The organism is Halalkalibacter suaedae (assembly GCF_017939705.1).
GTDB lineage: Bacteria > Bacillota > Bacilli > Bacillales > Bacillaceae_D > Halalkalibacter > Halalkalibacter suaedae.
On the sequence record NZ_JAGKSQ010000011.1, the window covers coordinates 1 to 25,008 of the forward strand.

General features: G+C 37.2%; 24 protein-coding genes. 8 read left to right on the top strand and 16 right to left on the bottom strand.

What is annotated here, in order from left to right; all coding sequences use genetic code 11:
• On the top strand, positions 1-246 hold a 246-nt coding region (locus J7W16_RS18910; protein ID WP_210599057.1), incomplete at its 5' end, for a hypothetical protein.
• Positions 247-311: 65 nt separating this feature from the next.
• On the opposite strand, the gene J7W16_RS18915 is transcribed toward J7W16_RS18910, so the two are convergent.
• Positions 312-1,136 (bottom strand): alpha/beta fold hydrolase, encoded by an 825-nt coding sequence (locus J7W16_RS18915; protein ID WP_210599058.1) that lies wholly within the window; start codon positions 1,134-1,136, stop codon positions 312-314.
• A 144-nt stretch (positions 1,137-1,280) separates the two neighbouring features.
• Positions 1,281-2,348: a hypothetical protein gene (locus tag J7W16_RS18920; RefSeq protein WP_210599059.1), complete on the bottom strand. Its 1,068-nt coding sequence runs from the start codon at positions 2,346-2,348 to the stop codon at positions 1,281-1,283.
• Between the two features lie 89 nt (positions 2,349-2,437).
• On the opposite strand from J7W16_RS18920, the gene J7W16_RS18925 reads away from it, so the two are divergent.
• Both J7W16_RS18925 and J7W16_RS18930 read left to right on the top strand, forming a co-directional pair.
• Positions 2,438-2,815 (top strand): Hsp20/alpha crystallin family protein, encoded by a 378-nt coding sequence (locus J7W16_RS18925; RefSeq protein WP_210599060.1) that lies wholly within the window; start codon positions 2,438-2,440, stop codon positions 2,813-2,815.
• A gap of 14 nt (positions 2,816-2,829) precedes the next feature.
• Positions 2,830-3,099, top strand: a complete 270-nt coding sequence (locus J7W16_RS18930; RefSeq protein WP_210599061.1) for a spore germination protein — start codon at positions 2,830-2,832, stop codon at positions 3,097-3,099.
• Between the two features lie 83 nt (positions 3,100-3,182).
• Here the strand turns inward: J7W16_RS18930 and J7W16_RS18935 are convergent, their stop codons facing one another.
• The 5 genes from J7W16_RS18935 to J7W16_RS18955 all read right to left on the bottom strand — a co-directional run bounded on the left by J7W16_RS18935 (position 3,183) and on the right by J7W16_RS18955 (position 8,794).
• Positions 3,183-3,551, bottom strand: a complete 369-nt coding sequence (locus tag J7W16_RS18935) for a spore germination protein (RefSeq protein WP_210599062.1) — start codon at positions 3,549-3,551, stop codon at positions 3,183-3,185.
• Between the two features lie 24 nt (positions 3,552-3,575).
• Positions 3,576-4,121 (bottom strand): Hsp20/alpha crystallin family protein, encoded by a 546-nt coding sequence (locus tag J7W16_RS18940; protein ID WP_210599063.1) that lies wholly within the window; start codon positions 4,119-4,121, stop codon positions 3,576-3,578.
• Positions 4,122-4,229: 108 nt separating this feature from the next.
• A complete protein-coding gene (locus tag J7W16_RS18945; RefSeq protein WP_210599064.1) occupies positions 4,230-6,062 on the bottom strand; it encodes a cation:proton antiporter in 1,833 nt (610 codons plus the stop codon).
• Positions 6,063-6,226: 164 nt separating this feature from the next.
• Complete coding sequence (locus tag J7W16_RS22020; protein ID WP_246880109.1) at positions 6,227-7,126, bottom strand: hypothetical protein; 900 nt, start codon at positions 7,124-7,126, stop codon at positions 6,227-6,229.
• Positions 7,127-7,321: 195 nt separating this feature from the next.
• The gene (locus tag J7W16_RS18955; RefSeq protein ID WP_210599065.1) at positions 7,322-8,794 is read right to left on the bottom strand and encodes a DHA2 family efflux MFS transporter permease subunit; all 1,473 of its coding nucleotides are present in this window, start codon (positions 8,792-8,794) and stop codon (positions 7,322-7,324) included.
• A 778-nt stretch (positions 8,795-9,572) separates the two neighbouring features.
• Between J7W16_RS18955 and J7W16_RS18960 the strand changes: the two genes are divergently transcribed.
• Complete coding sequence (locus J7W16_RS18960; protein ID WP_210599066.1) at positions 9,573-10,352, top strand: serine/threonine protein kinase; 780 nt, start codon at positions 9,573-9,575, stop codon at positions 10,350-10,352.
• Positions 10,353-10,588: 236 nt separating this feature from the next.
• On the opposite strand, the gene J7W16_RS18965 is transcribed toward J7W16_RS18960, so the two are convergent.
• The 5 genes from J7W16_RS18965 to J7W16_RS18985 form a co-directional block, all read right to left on the bottom strand.
• The gene (locus J7W16_RS18965; RefSeq protein ID WP_210599150.1) at positions 10,589-11,545 is read right to left on the bottom strand and encodes a calcium/sodium antiporter; all 957 of its coding nucleotides are present in this window, start codon (positions 11,543-11,545) and stop codon (positions 10,589-10,591) included.
• 88 nt (positions 11,546-11,633) lie between these two features.
• Positions 11,634-12,455, bottom strand: a complete 822-nt coding sequence (locus J7W16_RS18970) for an EcsC family protein (RefSeq protein ID WP_210599067.1) — start codon at positions 12,453-12,455, stop codon at positions 11,634-11,636.
• Between the two features lie 19 nt (positions 12,456-12,474).
• Positions 12,475-12,861, bottom strand: a complete 387-nt coding sequence (locus tag J7W16_RS18975) for a sporulation protein (protein ID WP_210599068.1) — start codon at positions 12,859-12,861, stop codon at positions 12,475-12,477.
• A 368-nt stretch (positions 12,862-13,229) separates the two neighbouring features.
• Positions 13,230-15,176, bottom strand: a complete 1,947-nt coding sequence (locus J7W16_RS18980; RefSeq protein ID WP_210599069.1) for a muramidase family protein — start codon at positions 15,174-15,176, stop codon at positions 13,230-13,232.
• 815 nt (positions 15,177-15,991) lie between these two features.
• The gene (locus J7W16_RS18985) at positions 15,992-16,954 is read right to left on the bottom strand and encodes an aldolase catalytic domain-containing protein (RefSeq protein ID WP_210599070.1); all 963 of its coding nucleotides are present in this window, start codon (positions 16,952-16,954) and stop codon (positions 15,992-15,994) included.
• Between the two features lie 360 nt (positions 16,955-17,314).
• Here J7W16_RS18985 and J7W16_RS18990 point away from each other — a divergent pair, with 360 nt between their 5' ends.
• From J7W16_RS18990 to J7W16_RS19000, 3 genes are read left to right on the top strand one after another with little or no spacing between them, the layout of a single operon-like run.
• Positions 17,315-18,310, top strand: a complete 996-nt coding sequence (locus tag J7W16_RS18990; RefSeq protein ID WP_419095857.1) for an ABC transporter ATP-binding protein — start codon at positions 17,315-17,317, stop codon at positions 18,308-18,310.
• Positions 18,307-19,098, top strand: a complete 792-nt coding sequence (locus J7W16_RS18995; protein ID WP_210599072.1) for an ABC transporter permease — start codon at positions 18,307-18,309, stop codon at positions 19,096-19,098. Before J7W16_RS18990 ends, J7W16_RS18995 begins: the two co-directional genes overlap by 4 nt.
• A gap of 3 nt (positions 19,099-19,101) precedes the next feature.
• Entirely contained in the window at positions 19,102-19,887 is a 786-nt protein-coding gene (locus J7W16_RS19000) for an ABC transporter permease (protein WP_210599073.1), read from the top strand.
• Between the two features lie 171 nt (positions 19,888-20,058).
• On the opposite strand, the gene J7W16_RS19005 is transcribed toward J7W16_RS19000, so the two are convergent.
• Together J7W16_RS19005 and J7W16_RS19010 are read right to left on the bottom strand one after the other, a co-directional pair.
• On the bottom strand, positions 20,059-21,285 hold the full coding sequence (locus tag J7W16_RS19005; protein ID WP_210599074.1) for a dicarboxylate/amino acid:cation symporter: 1,227 nt from the start codon (positions 21,283-21,285) through the stop codon (positions 20,059-20,061).
• 458 nt (positions 21,286-21,743) lie between these two features.
• Complete coding sequence (locus J7W16_RS19010) at positions 21,744-22,433, bottom strand: Crp/Fnr family transcriptional regulator (protein ID WP_210599075.1); 690 nt, start codon at positions 22,431-22,433, stop codon at positions 21,744-21,746.
• A gap of 214 nt (positions 22,434-22,647) precedes the next feature.
• Here J7W16_RS19010 and ric point away from each other — a divergent pair, with 214 nt between their 5' ends.
• Positions 22,648-23,355: an iron-sulfur cluster repair di-iron protein gene (ric, locus tag J7W16_RS19015; RefSeq protein WP_210599076.1), complete on the top strand. Its 708-nt coding sequence runs from the start codon at positions 22,648-22,650 to the stop codon at positions 23,353-23,355.
• Between the two features lie 50 nt (positions 23,356-23,405).
• On the opposite strand, the gene J7W16_RS19020 is transcribed toward ric, so the two are convergent.
• Positions 23,406-24,404, bottom strand: coding sequence for an HD-GYP domain-containing protein (locus tag J7W16_RS19020; protein WP_210599077.1), 999 nt, complete (start codon positions 24,402-24,404; stop codon positions 23,406-23,408).
• A 49-nt stretch (positions 24,405-24,453) separates the two neighbouring features.
• Entirely contained in the window at positions 24,454-24,819 is a 366-nt protein-coding gene (locus tag J7W16_RS19025) for a response regulator (RefSeq protein WP_210599078.1), read from the bottom strand.
• Between the last annotated feature and the right edge of the window lie 189 nt (positions 24,820-25,008).

Genomic DNA, 25,008 nt, shown 5'->3' on the forward strand with positions numbered 1-25,008 from the left:
TCGATTATTCTTCATGTGGGATCCTCCTTTATGTGTGTTTGTTTTGACGACATCCGCATCATATCGGAGGATCCTTTTCTTTTCAAGAGGGGCAAAACTAATACGACAGGAATGCTCCTGCGGGATGTAAAAGCCAAGGGTGAGACCCCACAGGCGAAGACGAGGAGGCTCACCGGCTTCCCGCGGAAAGCGAAGTATATTTCAGGAGCGGTTTACACCAGCTATCTAGTTCGGATTTTCTTTTAGTTAAATTACTTTTGTTCCAACCCCTTTTAACCTAAATACATTAGATATTTATAAATAAGCTTCCCCTAAGAAGTTAATGTCCCCATATGATTCATAATTTCCTGTGTTACTAATAAAGGGTTGTCTATCATAGAATAATGGCTACATTCAGGCAATATTCTAAAGCTTGAATTTGGCACCGTTTCCTGTAGACGAAGACCCCAGTAAGCTGGCAAATACCGATCATATTGACCATATAAGAAAGTTGCTGGTATTTGGAGCTGTTTCAGTTTTGGAACTAAATCCTCCGTTTGGTGATGGTCCAAGGCAAAGGATGCTTCCTGTAATTCCTTTGGTCCAGTTGGATGATTAAATGGTGCAAGAAACGCTTCTAATAATTGTGGTGTTAGCAGTTGTTGATTGAAAAGACCTTCTCTAAGCATCTTCTCGATAAAATAAAGGGAAGGTTCAAATTCTGGTGCTGGAGGATACCTTAGTGCAACAACTTTCGGTAATGGCCAATTACTAAAGGTAACCCCATCGATAACCATGAAGCTTCCGATACGAGCAGGATAATTAACTGCTAGTATTTGTGCCACTCCTCCCCCAAGGTCGTGTCCAACTACATGAACCTTATTTTGAATGCCCAATCCATCTAATAGAGCGACTGCGTGTTGCGCTTGCATCGGCAAGGATAAATCTTCTCTTGTAGAGCGAGCTGACTTACCATAACCAATCATATCTGGGGCAATGACTGTGTATTGCTCAGCTAGCTTCGGAATAACATGAATCCAAAGAAACGAATTAGTAGGGATCCCGTGCATCAATAGAATGGTTTCAGTACCAGAACCAGCCGTCCGATAAAACATTTTATGTTTCCCGACTTGTATTTCTTTCTCAATCATTTCCATAAGGACACATCTCCTTTTTAAGTGTATGTTAGTCCCCACTATATTCTCCCATTTAAAGAGTTCTATCCAAAGCTACAACTTCATCTTCACAAACTACATCAAACTAAAAAAGCCCCTTTCAGAAAGGGACTTTAATTCTCTAACTCATTTACACATTGGTACAACCAAATAATCTAGAACTACATATTTACTGTACTCCTCTACCATGGTGAGCAAGTGACCATAAAGAAATCCCATTTGTTCTGAGTCTAATTCCACTAATTCAATGTCTTGCTCCATGCTCTCCACCGTTTCAAGAAAATGTGATTTCATTTTCTTAAACATATCTTCGCCTTCACTACTAACAATCACAACTAATCTATTGTAAAGATAAGTAACCGCTTCTGAATTCTCTGCCAGGTCTTTATAGCTAGTTGGTAGTTCCCTTAGTTCAAATGTCTTTTTAATATTTCTCATTAATTGAATAGAATCAACTTGCCCGTTAGGTTGTTGAACATGAGCATAAATTTTTTTTTGTTTCATCATATTCTTTTGTAGGTCTTTTTTTAGATAGCCTGGTAGCAAGGATTGTAGGAGAAGAATCATCATGATTAAAGTCTTTGAATATGTCTCTATACGTGTAACCGCTGCTTCACAAACAGCTTCTTCTATTGTCAGATTAGATAAATCTAAATCTTGTTCTCCGTCTGGCAATTGACTAAGTATCTGTAATATTTCTTCATAAAAAGACTGAATTTGTGTTGTTTGAAGCTTGTTTTTACTTTTGTCCCAGACTTCTTTTAATACCTTTGGTTCTACAGCTAATTTTTGAAAGAAAACCGGAACTTCTTCAATAGCTAAATGAGATTTGATTTCCTCAAAGAGCTCCTTGATCTCCTCAGAAGCTTCTTCGGGTATCACTTTAGGGCTTTCAGTATCCGTTTCCTTTTCCGTGATACCTACTGAGACAGTACCAGAATCTTCTATTTCATTAATTTTAATATTTCCGATATAGAACCGATGGATCCCTTGACTATCTTTAATTTCTTTTTCAATAAGATGACCAAGCTGTAACATTCCTTTAACTGTTTCAATCTTCATTTCCTGGATGTAGTATTCATAAATATTTAGGTGATTTATATACTCATTTAATTTATTAATATGTTGATTCAAGTAATGTATTTGTTGCTTTAGCCGGTTAATTTCCTGCTCGTAATCATAGTAATGCTCCATTCCGTATGTCACCCCTTAATATTAGACAGACACCACTTTTTCATCTGGGGAATAGACTAATTAATACCTATTCGGATGGAGGGTTCTTTATGAATCATCAACAAAACAGGCAGCAGTATCACTCAACGTCTTACTCAACTAACAAATCTAATCATCAAAATCAAGTTGAAATTCGAACTCCTAAAATCGATCTCTTTGAAACGGATGAGCATTTTTACTTACGCCTAAGTCTTCCTGGGGTTAACAAAGAAAAATTAAAAATTTTCTTTAACGATGAGGATCATTTAGTCATTCAAGGAATTGTTTCAACAAATGTTCCGGAAAACATCGTTGATATCGTTGCACAGGAGATTTTCCAAGGTCCATTTAAAAGAACGGTTCAATTACCAAGTGCTGTTGATAAGCAGAGTATTAAATTTCTTTACGATCGTGGCATTCTAGAAATATTCTTACAAAAGCTAGTTTAAAGGATGTGAATGTTTTGGCTTTTTGGGATAATGAACCTGTTGGTATTATTTTTTTGGGAGGAGTAAAGGTAAATAATCTTGAGAGTGGTGGGACATTTAGTATTGGAGAAACAAATTTCCAGTCGCTTTACAGTCAGGCAAAGAATAATGTGGTTTCAGGACAGACATTCGGCGATTTTGGATTCAATAATTTACAACCAATTGCTTCGCCTCTATATGACCCTGATGGTTCTGATACCGCTATTCCAGTTGCATTTCCATCCCCACTAGGATTAGAAGACTAATCATCACTCATTCACCTCCAGTATTGGGGGTTTTTTATATTAGAAAAATCACCTGCTACTGAATCAATGTAACAGGTGATTAGCTATAGAGTGCCTTCCCCATAAGAATTATAGTATCGACCAGCTTGCTCTCCCCGGGGGTAATGTGAATAATAAGGTTCTCCATACGGCCCTAGCGGAGGTTGTTGGACGAATTCTGGTTCTGGAAATTGATTTTCATTGTAATATAATTTTTGATTATCATTTTTAAATTGCATATCCAGCATATCAGGATCATTCACCGCTGATTGATATGGACTCATATTAATATATGATCCGTCCCCGTATGCACTTCCTACCCCATTCGTTGTTTTTGAGTTACTTTGAACGTCTTGAAAACTTGCTTTACCAATAACGACAGAAGACGTCCCATCCATACTTGACACTTTGAAATTTCCTATATTAATTTCCATATGAGGAATCTCAAACCCTCCTTTTTAAAAATCAAATGGGATTTCTAATTCGTTCTGACTATTTGCCTGATCATTCCAAGACTTTTGTATTTTCGCAAATGTGTAAGTAAGTATCCCGCCCTGATAGCTTGATGAATAATCAGTTGTTTTCACTGGTTTTTCAAGCTGTATTTGTCGCTCGTACATTTGCTGTGGGGTTTCACTTCTCAACAAAATTTCAGCTCCAGCAGGTTTATAAGAAGGAGAGTTGATCTTGAGTATTAGAACTTGATCATTTTGAAAGAACAGCTTTGCATCCTTTAACCCTTCCAAACCTGGAACAATGATAGAAAGATATAGATAGTCCTTGTTCTCCCATATCTCAATCGGTAGCATTTGGATGACCTTCTCTTTTTTGTAACTTCCAGTTAAACCATTAAGATCACCCCAAAAATCATCAGTCATGACTGAGTTATACTGCTTTACCATCGTTTTTATTTGGTTCAGATATTCTGGAGAAAAATGCGTTCCAGCTTGATTGAAGGGAAAACCACCATCTTTTTTTTGATTAAAAAAGTCCATTGGATTCATTGTCTAACCTCCTTCTCATCTAATATTCTAATGTATTCAGATGTTAGCCCAGAGGTTCATGTCTTTTAAAAAGGTTGCAATCCTTGACCTAAGGATTGCAACCTTTTCTTACGATTCTTCTAAAGTTGGAATGGCGTGGCTATTCTCTTCATTATAAATACTTAAAACGACAATTTGATCACCTTTATCGAGCTCTACTTTTTTTCTTAAAGTAATAAATGTAATCGATCTATCCTTTTTTCGTATAAATAACGGTATTCCCACAACGTTTAGTTCTTCCTTTTTAACTATTTTCTTCTGTTCAACGTCACTGTCGATTGTACTAAATGTATGGCCTTCATGCATTTTTTTGTTTAACGTCTCGAATCCTTCTCCGAAAAGAAGACTTGCTTTCATTGATGAAGGTACTTTTTGCTGATGACTTGTTTGATTTTCATTCACGAGCAGAGCAAACGTATGATTAAATCCAAACTCATCGACATATGATTGATAAACTAGTGCATTATACGCTCCCTCATCGGTCATAACTAGGATTGATTCATATGGTGTTAAATCAATCTCAAATCGTGTATCGTCTGAGAGGATCTCACCATAATATGTATCAATATTTCTTTCTCGTGCAAGACGTAGATTTTCAAAGGAATGATCTACTATTAAAACTGGGATACCAAGTTTCTGACAGTGCTCTGCTAATCCAATTGAGAAAGGGTTTGATCCAACGATTAAGATTCCTGGTGGTTCTGTATTGGCTAAACCAAGTTTCTTTGAAAGTGGGCCTAACGAAAACCCGTGAGCACAAACGGTAATGAAAACAAGAGCAAATGTTAATGCCGTTAAGATGGACGCATCCTGGTATCCGTCATCAAGTAATAATGAAGCAAAATAACCCGATACCGTAAGTGCAACAATCCCCCTAGGTGCAATCCAAGAAATCAACGTCTTCTCTTTCACAGTTAATTCCGTACCGATCGTTGAAATCCATATCGATAAAGGACGAACAATAAAAAGCATGACCAGAACAAATGCAATGATTGGGAGTGTGAAAATTTCTCCAATAATCTCCCTAGGTAGAGAAGCAGTTAACAGAATAAAAACTGTCGAAGTCAATAATACTGAAATATCTTCGACGAAGTGTCCTACTTTTTTTATTGAAGAGACGTATTTTTTCGTATGACCCATCGTAAGCCCCATTACTGTTACTGCTAGCATACCTGTTTCATGCATGATGACTTCACTAATGCTAAAGCATAATAATACAAATGATAAAATCATTGGTGAGTGGAGGTAATCTGGAATTCTTCCTCTACTAACCATCACACTTAATAAGATTCCGATAGTATATCCTACAACACCTGTAATCAACGCACCAAAAAGAAAATTCGATAAATAACCAAAATGGATCGAATCTTTTGAAAAGACTTTTATCACTTCATATGCAAACAGTGCTAATAATGGACCAGCTGGGTCAACAATAATTCCTTCCCATTTTAATACAGCGGCTGTTCTTGGTTTTAGCTTAGCTTGTCTCAGTAGTGGAATAATGACCGTTGGACCTGTCACGACAAACAAACCACCAATGATAAAGGAAATCTCCAAACTTAAGCCAGCAATAAAATGAGCAGCAAAGGAACCCGCAATCCATGCTAAAAAGGCACCAAATGTCACAATTCGAAAAACTGATTTTGATATCCCTTTAACCTCTCTAATGTCTAAGCTCGCACTGCCTTCAAATAAAATAATTGCAACAGCCAATGAAATAATCGGAGTATAAAGTTCTCCTAGTGCCTGTTCTGGATTAATAATCCCAAAAATCGGACCCATTAGTAGACCTGCAATTGACATAATTACAATTGAAGGCCATTGGATACGCCATGCCACCCATTGTGAAAAAATCCCTAAAGCAATCACAATCACAATACTTAATAAAACTGTTTCTCCCATACATTCACCACTTTTCGTCCTATCTTATTTCCTGATAATACCCTAATTCTTGAAAACCTTATTTGCTAGTATACACTTTGCCTTCTCGCTACTCAACGAATTCACTTTAATGCACAAAAAATATGCCTCAAAGAATTGAGACATATTTTTGTGCGTTTAGCTAATTATTGATTATAACTGGTTGTACCAAATGGATTACCTTGGGCAGACTGAGCATTCTGCTGTCTTACGTGAGCTGCATCAGTGCCGGAAAGACCAGTTTGGAATCCTGTTTGTGAACCATTAAACTGACCAAATTGGGTTCCTACTTGCTGGTATCCAGTTATTGGCTGCTGCATACCATTTCCGTATGTTTGATTATGTTGAGCTGATTGGGCATTTTGTTGCCTTACGTGTTGTGCGTCCGTCCCTGCAAATCCATTTTGAAATCCTGTTTGTGCACCACTGAATTGACCCATTTGGTTCCCTGTTTGCATTTGACGATATCCTGTCATTGGCTGCTGTGAACCATTTCCGTATGTTTGATTATGTTGGGCTGACTGGGCATTTTGCTGTCTGACTTCCTCTGCGTCCGTTCCCGCAAACCCACCTTGAAATAATGCTTGCGGGCCGCTAAATTGGCCAAATTGATTTCCTGTTTGCTGATGCTGATATCCCATCATTGGTTGCTGTGAACCATTTCCATATCCTTGGATATGTTGGGCTGATTGAGCATTTTGTTGTCTAACATGCTGGGCATCTGTTCCTGCAAATCCATTTTGAAATCCTGCTTGTGCACCACTGAATTGGCCAAACTGGTTCCCTGATTGCTGATATCCAGTCTGATTTTGTGGTCCATTCCCGTATGTTTGGTTGTGTTGGGCAGATTGAGCGTTTTGCTGTCTTACTTGTTCAGCATCAGTTCTAGCGTATCCATTTGAATAACCTGCTTGTGGAGCGCTGTACTGTCCATATTGGTGACTTTGACCCATTGGTTGGAATTGACCTTGTGCTGATTGAGCGTTTTGCTGTCTTACGTGCTGGACGTCAGTACTTGAGAAACCAGATTGATTATTGAAATTCATTTTAAAACACCTCCGTTAACTAGAGTTCTCTAATAATGCAATATTATTATGCAAATGAAGCTGTAAACTAGATTTTTTTTATAAGCGTGTACACCCATTCAAGTAGCGAAATCAAAACGCCTTATTCGTATTATTATTAAATACAAAAAGCTTGTCGACGTCTCATTATAGAAAGATTGTCGACAAGCTGAAAAATTATTCAGTAACTGGTTCTTGTTTATAAACAGATTTCTTCTCTTCTTCTGTCGGTTGACTTTCGGGCTTGCGAATGAAAAAGGCAAGTAACAAAGCAACTCCTGCGATAAATGTAGAGACAAAAAATGTAAAGTTAATTCCATCCATCATTGCATTGTTCATTATCCCTGCTGGGTCCGCTCCACTTGCTGCTAGTTCGTTCGCCGTTGCTGTTGTTCGTTTATTCATAATCGTAATGAGTAATGCAGAACCAATTGCACCTGATACCTGTTGAAGTGTATTGTTCATCGCCGTTCCATGTGGGTATGCTCTCATCGGTAATGTATTTAGGCCGTTAGTCATAACAGGCATCATGACCATCGAGATCCCTAACATCCTAATCGTATACAAAACCATAATAAAGACATAGCTTGAAGCAATACTTAATTGACTAAAGTAATAAGTAGAAATAACGACGATTGTCATCCCTATTGCCGCAAGTATTTTTGCTCCATATTTATCGAATAATCTACCCGTAATCGGTGACATTATTCCCATTACCAGTGCACCTGGAAGCATTAATAAGCCTGATTCAAAAGGAGATATCCCTTTGATCGTCTGAATATAGATCGGCATAAGGATCATTGCAGAAAACATCGATATTGATAGAACGATCGAAATCGCAGATGACAAAGCAAACATTGGATACTTGTAAATGCGAAATTCAAGCAATGGCTCACTTAACTTTAACTGACGCAAAATAAACATAACAAGAGATACAGCACCAATGATGATAGTACCTACAACTAACGAGTCATCCCAGCCATCTTGACCAGCAGCACTGAATCCATAAAGAATACCACCAAACCCTAATGTTGAAAGTATAAGAGACATTTTATCAAGCGATAATTCTCTATTTTGGAATGTTAAATTATTTAATTTAAATATCCCTAAACCAAGTGGAATTAAGGCAATTGGTAAGACAATGAAAAACAATACACGCCAAGAGTAATGCTCTACAATAAACCCTGATAAGGTTGGACCGATTGCTGGTGCAACAATCATAACAAGTCCAAATAGACCCATCGCAGCCCCTCTCTTTTCAACGGGAAATGCCGCAAGCATAACATTCATTAATAATGGCATCATTAGAGCAGACCCTGAAGCTTGAATCATCCTAGCAGCGAGTAACACCCCAAAAGTCGGCGCAATCCCAGCTATCAATGTCCCAAGTACAAATAGAGACATCGCCAGGATGAAAATAGACCTGTTCGAATAACGTTGAATAAAATAGGCACTTGCAGGAATTAATATTCCGTTTACAAGCATATATCCAGTTATTAGCCACTGGGCAGTAGAAGGGTTACTAATGCCAAAATCCAGCATAATTGATGGTAGTGCAATATTAAGTAGTGTTTGGTTAAAGATCGCAACGAATGCTCCAGCAAATAAAATCGCGATCACACCATAAGGGGGTTTTTTCTCTTCTGTCATTTCTTACTCCTCCGTTTATCAATATGAAATAAAAATTTGTTGTTACAATCATCAATTGGTTAATTTCAACCAAAATTCTATCAACCGATCCTTAAGTTTATATATAAATAGTTTATTAATTAATAGTTCATATACAAACTATTTAACTATACTAATCCCTTCCATGACATTAGTCAACAAGTAAAAACGACATCCACACATATATTGTGATTGCCGCTTTGTTCATTATAAAAACAATAATCTACAGCAAAATGTGACGATCTCATACAAAGAGAACCAGCCATTAAATGTCCAAACAGAAAAATTAATCCTTCTTCTATTAGAAGTATATCCAATTGTGGACGTGCACACTGATTTCAATTGCTTATTTGCATATATAGTGCTAAAATAAGGATATAATTTAATACTCTAAAGGGGAGTAGCTTTTACATATAAGTCGTCATTACAGGATCTAATCCTCGGCTTACATGGCAACTATTGTTGTTAGCGAGACCTTTACCGTTGAGGTAAAGTACTCTTTGATTGAAAACACTTTACCATTTAACGGTAGAGTGTTTTTTTATAAAATTGATATAAATCGAAAAGGGGTTATATAAATGTTAAAAAAACTGTTAAAAGGCTTACTCAATAGTAAATCACATTACAAAAAATACTCTAGTAGTGATTATAAGAAAAGATACTCCAATCATCGTCCTTCTTCTTATGGACATAAGTATTATCAGAAGAAGCACCGATCAAGTGGTAGATATAGATCCTACAGTAGCAGTTAAGCAAGATATTGAACTGGTTTCTATTCAATAAAACACTCAAGGTTGGGACTGTCCTTAAACAACGATATGAAGTCATTCAATTTATTGGGAGAGGCAGTTATGGTTTCGTTTATCTAGCTGTTGATCGAAAGACAAACACGAAAGTTGTTGTTAAACAGCATAGACAAAGACGAGATCACAATAGTATTCAGATGTTAAAAAAAGAAGCTGAGACACTCTCATCCCTTAGACATCAATCGATTCCTAGCTATATTGAGTTATTCGAAGAAAAGAATAAGTGGTTTCTTGTTATGGACTATATTGATGGAAGTAATTTCGAGGATCTTATTTTGCTGCAAGGAAAGTCCTATAATGAAAAAGATAGCTTACAAATTCTCTTCAGTGCATTGATGATTGTTAGTTACTTACATGAGAATAGATTTCTACACCGGGACTTACGCTTGCCTAACATCATCAAAAAGGATTCTGAACTGTTCATTATTGATTTTGGACTGGCAATAAAGCTTGAACGTGAAGAAGCCGTTTCGTTAACCGATGGGAAGTCTGAAAAAGAATTATTCAAAGAGCAATCATTTAAAAGTGATTTCTATGCACTCGGACATTTTCTCCTTTTTTTACTCTATTCTACTTATGAGCCACGTTCCAAGCAGGAACAAAGCTGGGAAGAGGAGTTAATCATAAGTAATGAAACGAAGAGAATCATTCGAAAGTTGTTAAGAATTGAGGACAGCTATGACCATATTGCTGATATTACCCAAGATGTATCAGCTTTAATTGATAAGCTCTAGTCTTTCGCTCATTGCTTAAAGGCCACTAAAAAAGGTGAAAATCATACCTTTTTCAGTGGCCTCTTTGTTTTGAATAACTTATTTTAGCACCTTATTCATACATATAGGAATCCGAAACTTCTTTCCATCATGATTAAACTCCTACTATAAAAATAAGCTTCTCGACTGTCTCGTGATATGAGACTTTTTCGACAAGCTTATATGTCCCAATTAAGCATTAGGAACATCTTTTGCTATTAATTTCTTACGATAATATAAATCATATAAGCAATATAAGCGATCGCCAGAATGATACCTTCTAGCTTGCCAATCTTGAAATTCGATCTAGAAAATACAAGTAAAACTACTGTTAAGATAAGCATTAAGATGACATCTACAAATATTTTGCTGTCAACAGCTAACGGGGAAACTACAGAAGCCGCACCAAGCACAAAGAATATATTAAAGATATTACTCCCGACAATATTCCCTAATGCAATGTCGCTCTCCTTTTTAATTGCAGCTGTTACCGAAGTGATTAGTTCAGGTAACGAGGTACCTACCGCAATAATTGTTAGACCAACTAAGGTCTCACTCATTCCTAGTGCCAGTGCAATTTCAATCGCACCATTGACAACAAGGTCACCGCCAAATATAATTGCAGCTAATCCTCCAAGAGTAAATAAGATGTTCTTTCCCCAAGGTGTAGCCACAGGAGCTGTGGTCTTATTTGCCTCTTTACTTCGATCACGTCGAGCCACTTCAAAAATATAGTATAAAAAGATACCAAAGAACAGTAACAGAATAAGTCCATCACTTCTTGTAATGAAGTTACCATCAGCTGACTGAAGAAATAAGTCGCTTATTAAGATAAGCAGAGCTGCACCAGCTAATAAAGTAAAAGGAATTTCTTTACGGATTGTTTCACTCTCAACTCGTAAAGGGTAAAGAAGGGCTGTCATTCCAACAACAAATGTGATGTTAAATATATTACTCCCAACAACGTTCCCAATCGCTACTCCTGCATTCCCTTCAAAGGCCGCCACCATACTTACAGTTGCTTCTGGAGAACTTGTCCCGAATGCAACGATCGTCAATCCAATCAATAATGGAGAAATTTGTAAAGCTGTCGCAATACTCGAGGCACCTTTAACAAAATAATCTGCTCCCTTTATAAGTAAGACAAAACCAATTATTAATAAAACATATGTCATCATTCATCTACCTCTCAAACCATAATAAGACTAGCATAGCCAAAAACGTTAACTACCTACTCAATCCACTTTGTTACATTAATTAACTCTAGTACACTTCCTCGATTTTCTCATTTTCTAATTGGGAAAGTTTTTGCATCAATCTTCGCTTTTTATAGAACATCTGACCTGCCTCACCAATATCACTTACCATTGATTTATTAATAATTGAACCAAAGATCATTCCTGCAATTGGTATCATCTGAAATAACTTCTTCCACCCAAAGTTATCTCTATATGTCATCATAACCTCTCTCCATCCTTGAACTTGGGACAATGTCTCTGCACTTCTATCCACATGATCATAGTCTGAAAGTTCGTTCAAAATGGCTTCTTTACCGACAATATCTGATGAAGCAAATTGGAGACATTTTACGATAAAGATTCGTTCTTTCTTATCATTAGGATCATATCCGTAGCTAACAGCAATTTCTTGTAACGTTTTCAGAGAGATCCCCAAAATAAGTGGGATATCTATGGCTAGAGTAAAGATTCCACCAATCCCGGTTGTTGCCCCCTGAGTCATCGCAATTTTTTTACTTGAATTGATCATTTTATCACTAATTTCATCCATATAAGTTATAGGTAGTTCAGCAATTACTTCAGTTGTTACATTGCTTTGTCCTGTTTTTTCGGCATAACGTTTAAAAATAGTCTGTTCCCTGTACAAGTAGCGACCACCTGTTTGAAGGTAGCTCCCGATTTCATTAAGAGCTAGAGCTATCTTTTTATGGACAAATTGTGGTGTCATGAGATCCAATAATTTGAATGGCAGGCGTCCTAGTCTTTCCCAAAACCACAAACCTTTCTGTTTCGATTCCCATTCTTGAATAGAGGCAAACTCTTTTAATAGGTATTCCTTTGTTTCCATCTTCTCTCCCCTTTCACTCCTAAACAATTCTTATATAGTCAATATCTGTACTAACTACACCTTGATTAAATGTCATTTTCGTTCTAAATCCGTAAGAGGTCTTGCTAGTTGAAACCGGAATATTAGGATGTAGGATGTACGAGAATGCTCTCTTTTCCTCTTTATCTTTGTCAATTGATTTTTCGATTGGAAGTGTAATGGTGTGAAAAATCGTTTCCTCATTAGTAGTATGATCAATACGAATTAAATCACAGTCGATTTGAAGGATTTGTTGCTCAGTGATCCCACCTTTAATCAAGAAATGACCCTTAATTTCCTCACCTTGCTTAAATGTATCTTTAGGTAAAACTAGGTCAATTTGTGCAGAACCAATTCCAATTAGTGACGTGTATTTTCTTAATATCAAACTTTGTTCCTCCCTGTTTTTTTAGTTTTTACGTATTTACATCTATCATTCAACATTGAGCTTTTTTTCTACTTAGCTCATTTTGGTTACTATCCTGCCAGAACGACTACAATTCACAAAAAAACCTTCACCATAAATGGTAAAGGTTTCAAAAAAATATATATAAGACCTTTACCGTAACAGTAAAGGTCTTGCTAACAATTGTAAATTGCCAGCAGAGCCGAGAGTTAAATCCTCTGTAATGACGACAATGCTGTAAAAGCTACTCCCCTTTAGGAAGACTATTTAATTAATTCAATCATACGTGCTTTTTACTGTATTTGTCAATCCTTAGTTTCTTTCTATTAACTATTTCTGTAAGCTAATTCTTAACTTAATCCAGCTGCTCTCTCTAACTGTGCTTGGTGAGAGGCATCTCTCTTGCCATCGACATGTCTTGTACTGTTAGAAAAATAAACATCGAAATGTCCAGTTATTCCATTGTTCGTAATATACTCGATATCATGTGGCATAAAGCTCATGGAAGCTGCCAATTTCCGGCCATCAACCTCAACAATAACGGCCCTTGGAGTCCAAGAAAACCCACCCCAAATCGACCTGGCAATATTCGTATCTGTAACCGTTAGTGTTTCTGAATCAGCATGATTGGCACCAATCGTTCGTTTGATTTTAAAACTTTGACCAGTTATAAAATCAGTTACTGTCGCAGTCTTACCAATAGGAAAAACATATTGTGCTTCTGCCCACCAATCTAATAATTCACCATGTCGTTCGCTTACAACTGGTTTGACAGCAATCGTATGAACTGGAATGATCAGCTTCTGTCCAATTGTTAATCTGCTACTTGTTGTTAATTGATTCGCTCGTAAAAGCTCTGCTTGAGGAATACCAAAACGGACACTCAAATCCCAAATATTATCACCAGATACCACCGTATAGGTGATGTTTGAAACTGTATTTCCACTAGTTTGGGTTGGAGCATTTAACCCATCTGGAATTGTTAAGGATTGTCCAACTTGGATCATATCAGTACGTAAATGATTCGCTAATCTAATTGCTTCTACCGTAACATTAAAACGATTTGCGATAACAGATAGACTATCTCCTGGTTGAACCTTATATGTGAAGGTCACTCGATCAATGGTTTGTTCACTTTCATTTGCATCAGAATTATTGGATGGGACTACTAGGGCTTGTCCAATTTGTAGTGTATCTGAACTTAACTGATTTACAGTACGTAATGTGGCAACCGTTGTTCCAAAACGGTTAGCAATTGAAAATAAACTATCTCCTGAAACGACTGTATACGTATTTGTTGTTGTATCAAGCGTTGGTGTAGTAGGTGGTGTTAGATTCGTATTGCCGTTTGGAATAACTAGGCGTTGTCCGATTTGCAACATATCTGTTTTTAAACCGTTAGCTAAACGAAGAGCTTCTGTAGTTGTACCAAAGCGTTTTGCAATATGCGACAAGCTATCTCCCGAAACAACTGTATAAACAGAGTCAATTATTTGAATCTGAGGAGAGGTGGACGCTACAGTCGGAATAAGTAACGTTTGACCGACAAAAATAACATCTGAAGTTAAGTTATTTACGTTTCGAATAGCATCGGCAGTCGTGTTAAACTGTTTAGCGATAACTGAAACGCTATCACCTGAAACGACTGTATACGTGGTAATCTCTTTTGTGGTTGATGGTGACGTTGTTTCCTTCCTAACGTTTGGTGTGCCAGGCACCATAGGAATGACTACTACCTGACCTAATTGTACTTGATCACTTGTTAATTGATTAGCTTCTTTGATCGCTTCAACCGATGATTGATAGTCTCTCGCTAGTACTGTTAAGTAATCACCAACACCAACAGTGTGAAAAGCTTTTGGGATTATTAATCGTTGATTAAGTTTCAGCGTATCTGATGTTAATCGATTGGCCCGTTTTAATTGATCAATACTAGTATTGAATGCACGTGAAATTGTCCAAAGCGAGTCACCAGCTTTCACATAATAAAAAATAGTAGATGACTGCGACACTTGAGTGACCCCTGAAGTGGTTTGAGCCGAAGCTGAATCGTTATTCATAACCAAGGGTAGTGATGCAACAAGCATCCCACCAACCACTACCTTAATGACGGATACCCTTAAGTTAGGATAAGTCCTCCTCATAATTTTTAAAGCAGTTGCTTTAAGATTTTGTTGCTCTCGCTCCTCTCCTAACTCATTAGCAAATTCAGCTAAGCCTTCATCTAAATGGAGGATTAAGGCAAATTCGTTCTCATTGTTAGTTAATTGTTGAATTTCATGTCGTTGTATGTTCATTGTGTTCACTCCTAAGCTGTATAGTTCTCTCTTTATTTTCACCTACTTCTTCAATTCAACTCGAGTTACAATTGATTTTACTTGTTAATTTATGACAACAATCCTTCTAAAATATACGAAAAGAGGCTGGGACAAAAGTGATTTAACTAATTGAATCCGAACAATAATAGTTAGCGGACATAAACCGCTCCTGAAATATACCTCGCTTTCCGAGGGAAGCCGGTGAGCCTCCTCGTGCTTCGCACTTCGTGGTCTCACCTTTGGCTTTATCATGAGGCCACTGAAAAAGGTGTGATTTTCACCTTTCTTCAGTGGCCTCTTTATCATCCTGCAGGAGTCTACGTATATTTCATCCGCTACGTGATATTTTTGTTCGGTGTTTCAGTTAAAAACTTTAGTTATGTCCCAGCCTCTTTAGAGCGTAGACAAAATGCCTTTAAGAAAATGACTCTCAAAGGCGTTGTCGGGGACTAGTTTTTCAATTCATATATAGGAAAAAATCTATAAATCGTCTCCAATTTACTTCGTATAAGGGATCGTTCAAGAGGAAGTAGATTCCCATGTCTCCTCTAAAAAAGAGGACGGGATGGGGGCCGACTCCTGCAGGAGGGGAGGGCAGGTGGAAATCCACCGGCGGAGCCGGTTAGTTCCACGCCCGCCGGAGGGTGCGTGCCCGCCATCCCGGTAGCGGATTCGAAGCGACTTATCTTGGCCATTCCTTTCAACTACAAAAAAGCCTGTCGGCTGTCTCGCTTTGCGAGACTTTGTCGACAGGCAGAAGGTACCTCAATAATGAGGTACCTTTTATATCTAGCCTATTTAGATTCAGGAGCCAAAGATGCTTCAGGTGAGGTGACCTTGTCATAAAAATCAACAAACTGATCACGCTCTTCACTTGCACGATAAGCCATAGCAACACGAGGATGCTCATTAAGAGTCCCTGAGATCATGTATGGGATGATATAGCCCCATTCCCACTTCTGACGCATGGCAAGCATATGTTTTTCAATAACACCTAATAAAGGTTTAAGCTCATAGCTGGCTTTTTGAATATGACTTACAAGTAATTCTGTGTTGCAATTTCCAGCAGCACGTCCCATTCCATATACAGAAGCATCAAGAAAAGTCACACCATTTCTCATCGCAGTTAATGTGTTAGCAAAAGCTAATTGCATATTGTTATGTGTATGAATACCAAGTTGCTTATTTGGAATCATTGCTTTAAATTTCTTCACCTGGTGTTCAATATCCGCCGGATCTAAGCTACCAAAAGAATCAACAATATAAACGACATCTACAGGACTTGCTTCAACTAATTTGAATGCTTCGATTAATTGATTTTCAGGTACACTAGATAGAGCCATAATATTAAGGGATGTCTCATAACCCATATCATGGAACAGTTGGACAAGCTCTAGTCCTTTATCCACTTCTCGAATATAGCAAGCCACTCGAATCATATCTAACGCACTTTGCTCACGAGGCAAAACGTCATTAGCATCAACGCGGCCAATATCCACAAGTGCAGATAGCTTCGTAAATTTCTTTTCAGGAATAATTTCATTTAAAAAGGCATCATCTAGAAATCTCCATGGATTCGGTTCAGTTGCTTGAAGAAGCTTCGCAGAGTTTTTATAGCCAATTTCCATATATTCTACCCCAGCATCACTTAGTCCATTATATAAATCTTGAACAAATTCAACACTGAAATCCCAATTATTAATTAAACCACCGTCGCGAATTGTACAGTCAATAATTTTGCTACTACCTTGTTCCATAAAATCCTCCTGTAGACCGATATGTCATTTAGTAAGCTTATTATAATCCTAAAGTCACTTTAACACTTTTACGCTTTTATGCACTAAAATATCCTAACTCGTTTTTACCATGTTTAACTGATTACTGTCAACCTTTTTCTAGTTAAACTGTTTTATCCAGATTAACTCAAGCCTATGTTTTCACAACTGTAATGCTTTTTATTGTAATCGTCAATGAGAAAGTATAGATCCTTTCACGAAAGTATGTCCGAGCTTAATATCTCTAGCTTGCTGTATTGTTCGCATCGGGGTAAACTATACTTTGCCTTAAATATGTAATCAGAATGAGGAGATTTACTCAAGTATCAGGAGGAAATGAAAATGAACATTATTGAGGTTGAAGATTTACGTAAAGAATTTAAATCACACTCAAGTCGCTCAGGTTTGCAAGGGGCGTTTCGGGACTTATTTACAAGAAATTATAAAGTACTAGCTGCAGTCGATAATATCTCACTAACAATTAAGCAAGGAGAAATGGTTGGCTATATCGGAGAGAATGGGGCTGGAAAATCAACAACAATTAAAATGTTAACAGGCATTTTAACCCCTACCTCAGGTTCAATCTTGGTTAATGGAATGAATCCACATAAAGAGCGAGAACAATTTGTGCGCTCAATTGGTGTAGTGTTTGGGCAACGCTCGCAACTTTGGTGGGATATCGCGGTTCAGGAGTCATTTCGTTTGCTAAAAAAGGTATATCGTGTATCAGACGAGGATTACAAGAATCATATGGGACATGTTATTGAGACACTCGAAATTGGCCCTTTATTAGATAAGCCTGTTAGAAAGCTTTCACTTGGACAACGTATGCGTTGTGAATTAGCAGCAGCACTTATCCATAACCCACCCCTTCTCTTCTTAGATGAACCGACAATTGGTCTAGATGTCTTGGTGAAATTGAAGATCCGCAAATTTCTTAAGGAAATAAATGAGCAATATAAAACAACTATCCTCTTAACAACACATGATTTGACAGATATTGAGGCTCTCTGTGAACGAGTAATCCTATTAGATGAAGGCAAAATCGTCTATGACGGTAAACTTAATCAACTTCAAACAAATGCAGTAGAAGGAAAACAAGTAGAATTTCAGTTTCTATCAGAGTTAGTTGCTCCCCCTTCTACCTCGCCTAACGTTCAATGGCAGCAGAAAAATGCAACAACTTGGCTAGCAACAGTTAACGGAGACGAACAAATGGTTTCAAAGGTTATTAGCGAGGTTGTTCAAAAGCATCCTATAAAAAATGTTCGTATCAACGAAATATCAACGGAAGAAATCATTCGCAAGATTTATGAAGAAGGAATGGCCATCTCATGAGCAAATATATAGAAATGATTCGGGTTCGTTTTTTAATGATGCTTGCTTATCGAACAAACTACTATAGCGGAATATTAATATACAGTATAAACATTGGTGCTTATTATTTTTTATGGACTGCGATTTATGGCGGACAAGAGGAAATAGAAGGATTATCAGTCCTGCAAATGACAACATATGTTGCAGTTGCTTGGATGGCTAGAGCATTCTACTTCAATAATATTGACCGGGAAATAGCAACAGAGATTAAAGAAGGTAAAGTAGCAATTGAAATGATCCGGCCATATAACTACCTAGGAATGAAAACAATGCAGGGTCTTGGGGAAGGCCTGTTCCGTTTACTATTCTTTTCTGTGCCAGGTATGATCATTGTCGCCTTATTGTTTCAAATCAGTTTCTCTGCTAATCCGAAAACATGGGTCTTCTTTTTTGTATCTCTAGTCTTCAGTTTCATTGTAAATACACAAATCAATCTCTTAACTGGAATTATGACTTTCTTCTTATTTAACAATTCTGGTTTAATCCGTGCTAAGCGCGTCATTATTGATTTGTTCTCAGGCCTTCTTTTGCCGATTTCCTTTTATCCGCTCTGGGCTCAATCAGTCATGAACTATTTACCTTTTCAAGCAATCAGTTATATTCCTAGTATGATTTTCACCGAGGGCTTTGTTGGTGAAGAGATATATACCGCGGTTTTATTACAAGCTTTCTGGGCTATTATATTACTCATTCCAATTCAATTTTTATGGAACCTAGCAAAAAAACAATTAATCGTTCAGGGAGGCTAAACGATGTTTCATATTTCTATTTTCTTTCAATATGCCTCGCAATATCTTAAGACAAGATTAACTTATCGTGTTGACACCGTTGTTGAAATTCTGTCAGATTTTATGTTTCAGGCTGTCAATTTACTTTTTATTCTAGTTGTATTTGGTCACACCACTCTTCTAAGTGGCTGGAACCGAGAAGAGATTATCTTCATATATGGCTTTTTCTTAGTACCTTATGCTATCTTCACTGCTTTCTTTAATATTTGGGATTTTAATGATCGGTATATCGTAAAAGGTGAAATGGATCGTATTTTAACACGGCCGATCCATAGTCTTTTCCAAATTATTATTGAAAGAATGGAACTAGAATCTCTGTTTGGGGTCATTACAGGCATGATCATTATGATTTATGCGGGAACGAACTTAGGTTTATCCTTTGCTTGGTACGATTACTTCATTTTTATTGCGATGGTGATTGGCGGAGCTTTCATCTATGCAGGTATCTTCATTTCAATTGCAACAATTGGCTTTTGGTCGGATAGTAAGACAGATATTATGCCGATGATGTATAACATCGGAAACTATGGACGCTATCCAGTTGATATTTATAACAGTGTTATTCGATTCGTACTAACATGGATCCTGCCTTTTGCCTTTGTCGGTGTGTATCCGGCTGCATACTTCCTACAAAGAGAGGAATGGTATGTGTACGCCTTTCTAACTCCATTCATGGGTATTATTTTCTTGTTAATTTCCATTGTCTTGTGGAATGCTGGGGTAAAACGCTATCGGGGAGCTGGAAACTAATACAACCACTTCTAAAAAGGTCACTCATCTCGGCTCTGGGCTAAGATAAGTGACCTTTTTGATGTAACTGATTATTTCCTCACTGTTCAGTAGCGGTTTACAACCGACAACTAATGGCCGGATTCTGTATTAGTATATCCCTTTTGTCCCAGCCACTTCCTACTACTGTATTTAAGCCAGTTCCTCTGTTTCTTTGCCGCCTTCACTTCGATCAACAAAGACTGCACAAGCAGCATCACCCGTAATATTCACAGCTGTTCGCAGCATATCTAGGATTCGATCAACTGCCAGAACCAAGGCAATTCCTTCAACAGGTAAACCGACAGACTGAAGCACCATTGCTAACATAATCATTCCTACTCCAGGTACTCCAGCTGTTCCAATACTTGCGAGCGTAGCTGTTAAGACAACTGTCAGTAAATCTCCCATTGATAACGAAACTGCGAAGACTTGAGCAATAAAGACTGTCGCAACAGCCTGCATAATCGCTGTTCCGTCCATATTAATCGTCGCACCTAAAGGTTGAACAAAGCCTGAGATTGTTTTGGATACGCCTAATTTCTCTTGTGCTGTTTTCATAGATGCAGGGAGTGTTGCATTACTACTAGAAGTACTGAATGCAATCGTCATAGCGGGGAAAAAGTTCTTAAAGAAATGAATTGGATTCATTTTCCCTAAGAAATAAGCTGTTGCTGAATATACAATTAGAACATGTAGAACTAACGCAAGTATGACACAGAACATATACATTCCCATTGATGAGAGAGCTTCCAACCCTTGTTTACCTAAAGCAGATGCAATAAGTCCGAACGCACCATATGGGGCAAGCTTCATGGCAATAGTTACGAGAAACATCATAATCTCATTTCCTTGCTCCATTAAACTATGGACACCCTTTGTTTTCTCACCTAAAAACGCTAAGGCAAAACCAACGAAAATGGCGAAGAAAATAATCTGAAGCATGCTTCCTGTTGCTAGCGAATCTATTGGATTACTCGGAATGATATTTAAAAGCGTTTCCATAACTGGCGGAGCTTCTTTGGCCGCAAATTCTTCTCCGCCATCAGCCATTAACCCCTCTTCTCCTGGTTGAATAACTAACGCTACTGCAAAAGCAATAGATAAAGCGAGTACCGTTGAGATCAAATAGAAACCGATTGTTTTTGTACCAATTCTACCTAGCTTTTTCGGCTCCCCTATCCCTGCCGTTCCCAGAACGATAGAAAAGAACACTAATGGCACAACAAGCATCGTGATCAGCTTCAAGAATATTTGACCAATCGGTGTAAATACATACGTATCCACATAGCCAAACGCATCTGATGCAAATAAATTAAAGCCAATACCAACAATAACCCCTAAAATGAGTGCTAGAATGATTTTCTTTGTTAAACTCATGACGTGTATCCTCCTTCTTTGTAAATTCATTGACAAGCTTTATAATCTCATTATGTTCTGTTACTCGTCAACATTTTTACATTCTATGTCAATTGATACAGAATAAAGAACTTTTCTCCGTAAAATAATCTGTCAATTTCAATATTGGAACTCTAAACTTATAAGCATTAAGACTAGATCCCACTGTTTAATATTAAAAGTAGCAGCGAAAGCGGGATTATATATTCTTCCAAATTACAGAAAAAAAAACTACTTGCCACTTTATGATTGGTAAAATCGCTTAATATTTAACAAAAAGGAAGTGTTAGAAATGAATTCATTTCTAACACTTCCTTTTTGTTAAGTCATAACCAACATTGTGGATAATGCCTGCTTTCAAATAAAATATTGTATAAACTGAATTCCTACGACGATAAGTCCACAGCATAATCTTAAGTCGAAAAGAAGACTTGATTCAATTAAAAAGCTTCCTCATCTAATTTATCTAAGGAAATAAGGAAATAGCCATTCCTATCTAGTTCTAGGACAGCCTTTTTACGTAAGCGATTAATCGTTCGGTTCATTGTTTCTCTTGAGGTGCCAATCATGTTCGCTAGTTCTTGGTTTGTAAAATGCATCGTCAATTTATACTTTCCATTGACCTCTATTCCATTTGATCGACATAATCGAATAAGCAGCATCACGATCTGTTGATACGTGTCACGAAGAATTTTCTCTTCAAGTCTATTTTGCAAATCAACCATTTTCTCACCTAAAACCTTGAACATTTTAATACACAGTTTTGGATATGTAAGCAGAATTGTTTCAAATTGTTCTACAGGAATAACTATTAACTCAGTAGATTCAAGAACTTCAGCATGTGCTGGAAATTGACCTTCCCTGAAAAAACCAGCATGGGGAAACATATCACCCGCTTCTAGTATTGATACAATTTGTTCTTTACCAGCAAGGTCCGTTTTGTGTATCTTAACCTTTCCAGCATATATAAAAAAGACACGATCAAGTCGTTCCCCCTGCATAAAAACATATGATTTTGCCTGATATGAACGTAGTTTTGAAATATCAACAATTGGCTGAATTTCTTCCTCACTAAGTTCCTTAAAAAGCGACACCTCTTGTAAGTGTTTCTTGATTATTGACACTTCCATTATCTACACCCCATGTCTCCTTGCATCATTTCTCCTAGATTATATCCTTCAAAGGTCAACTTCTATGATTAATGTCACAATCTCTATTAATGATTGTACTTCTCTATATAGAAAATTTCATTTTAACAACGAGTGATATAGATCACTACCTAGCCTGTAATTGATTGTTATTCTACAAATAGATTTACAAATCATACCCTTGGAGGTCCTAATCATGGAACATATTTTTACTAAAACATCAATCATTGGAGACATTGTGGCTAAATTTCCAAAGGCAAGCGATCTTTTTAAGACATACAGAATTGATTTTTGTTGTGGTGGGAATCGTCCTATTATTGATGCCATTGACGAAAGACAGTTATCTGCAGATGAAGTCTTAACAAAACTAAATACACTTTACCATGATATGAAAGCTGTAAATGAATCTAGAATTGACTGGGAACATGCATCTTATCGTGATTTAATTGATTATATTGTTAACAAACATCATCGTTATATTAATGAAGAAATGCCACTTTTAAGTCCTTACGTCACGAAGGTACTTCGTGTTCATGGATCAGATCAACCTCATTTAACACAGGTCCACCGATTATTTCATGAATTACGTATAGAGCTTGAACAGCATTTAATTAGTGAAGAGACCGAGGACTTCCCTCTTATCCTAGAACTCGAACAAAATTATACTAAGAAGAACTATGTTAAATTACAAGAAGTAGTTAAGGAATTAGAAAGTGAGCACAGCCAGGCTGGTCAAATACTTAAGGACTTAAGAGAAATCACAAACGATTTCACCCCACCAGAGGGAGCTTGCGGAACGTACCGACTTGTTTATCAGCGTTTAGAAGATCTGGAATCCGATTTATTCGAACATATCCATTTAGAAAATAACGTCTTATTCCCAAGAGCGATTGCTCAAACATAACAACGTGACAAAATAAAAAAAACGCTCAAGATGAGCGTTTTTTTCAGTATTTAGTCCATATAGCTTTCTTCTAATATTGATTCAACAATAATTGTTGGTTGGTTACTCAAATCGATTTCCTTATTAATGTCAATAAGTCTTACAATCGGACGGTGGGGATTCGATACAACCCTTGTGACAATCCCCTTGCCTTTACTACCGATGTTCAATTGAACATTGGTACCTGGGGGATAACTAATAATTCCCTGACTAAAAGCTAACACAATGTGATGACGATATTTGATTTCATTCAATGCCATGATTTTTTCAATTGCTTCGTGAGGGACATACCCCTCTTTGGAAACCAAATTTTCATAGTCATTTGCAATGCTACAAATTTGAGCAAATTCTAGAATATCTTCACCACTTAGATTTCGTGGAAATCCTTTTCCATCAATGGTTTCATGATGTTGATAAGCAATATGAGCAGAAATTAAACTTATTTCTCGGTGAGCCCTTAGCATATTAAATCCTGTCTCAGGGTGCTTCTCCTGTTCCGTTGCACCTGCTTTGCCAATGTCATGCAGTAAACACCCAATCCCCAAATCATTTAATTGAGCAAAGGTATAGCCAATTTTCTTGCCGATTTGGAGGGCAAGTAACGTGACATTAACTGAATGAGCAAATAATGAAAGACCTTGATCAACCGCAGAAGTAGGAATAAGCATTATTGCTGGACGTTTACTTACTTCCTCAATTAACTGCTTTACTGATTTTTGAATGTCCGTTAACGGTAAGGGACTTTTTGCTTCAGCTGATTTATAAGCATTCTCGACAATGGAGATGATATCTAACCATGTTGGCATGTCCATCATCTCCTCCATTGAAATTCCTTTTGACTTCGAATCCTCAATGAATAAGTATCTAATTCCAAGCTGGATCAGCTTTTCCTTATATTTTGGATGAATCGTGCTTCCTGTTCCTAACAATACCCTTTTTTTTGCGTCACATATTGGTTTTGCTAATTGCATATAATTTTGATTATAGTCTTCAATATTGATCATTCTCATCTTGATGTTCTCCCCACCAATTTCTATAAGTTCTATCCATACTATCTTACTATGTTGTTTGTAAATGTTTGTTCAGAGCTTCTGCAATTCGTTCGACCGTAAAAGGCTTCACAATGAAATCCTTTGCACCAGCTCTAATTGCATCAACAACCATTCCCTGTTGGCCCATAGCTGAACACATAATAACAGTGGCATTCGGATCTATTTTCCTAATCTCGGTCAGTGCTGTAACACCATCCATCTCTGGCATTGTTATATCCATTGTCACTAGATCTGGTTGCAGTTGCTTATATTGTTCAACCGCAACTTGTCCATTTTCAGCTTCACCGATAACCTCGTGTCCAAGTTTAGTTACCATATCCTTAAGTTGCATCCGCATAAAAGCAGCATCGTCTGTAATTAATATTTTAGCCATCCCATGTTCCCCCTGCATTTCTCATTCAATAATAGAAGTTTTCCAATATCCAAAAGAGCTTAGGCTCAATACTTTCAATACCAGTCTTATGACCTATTATAAACGAAAATCGAATGAAATTGTGTCGAATCGTGTAAAAAAAATACGAAATATAAGGAAAATTGACGAAAAATATATAACTACTCAAAT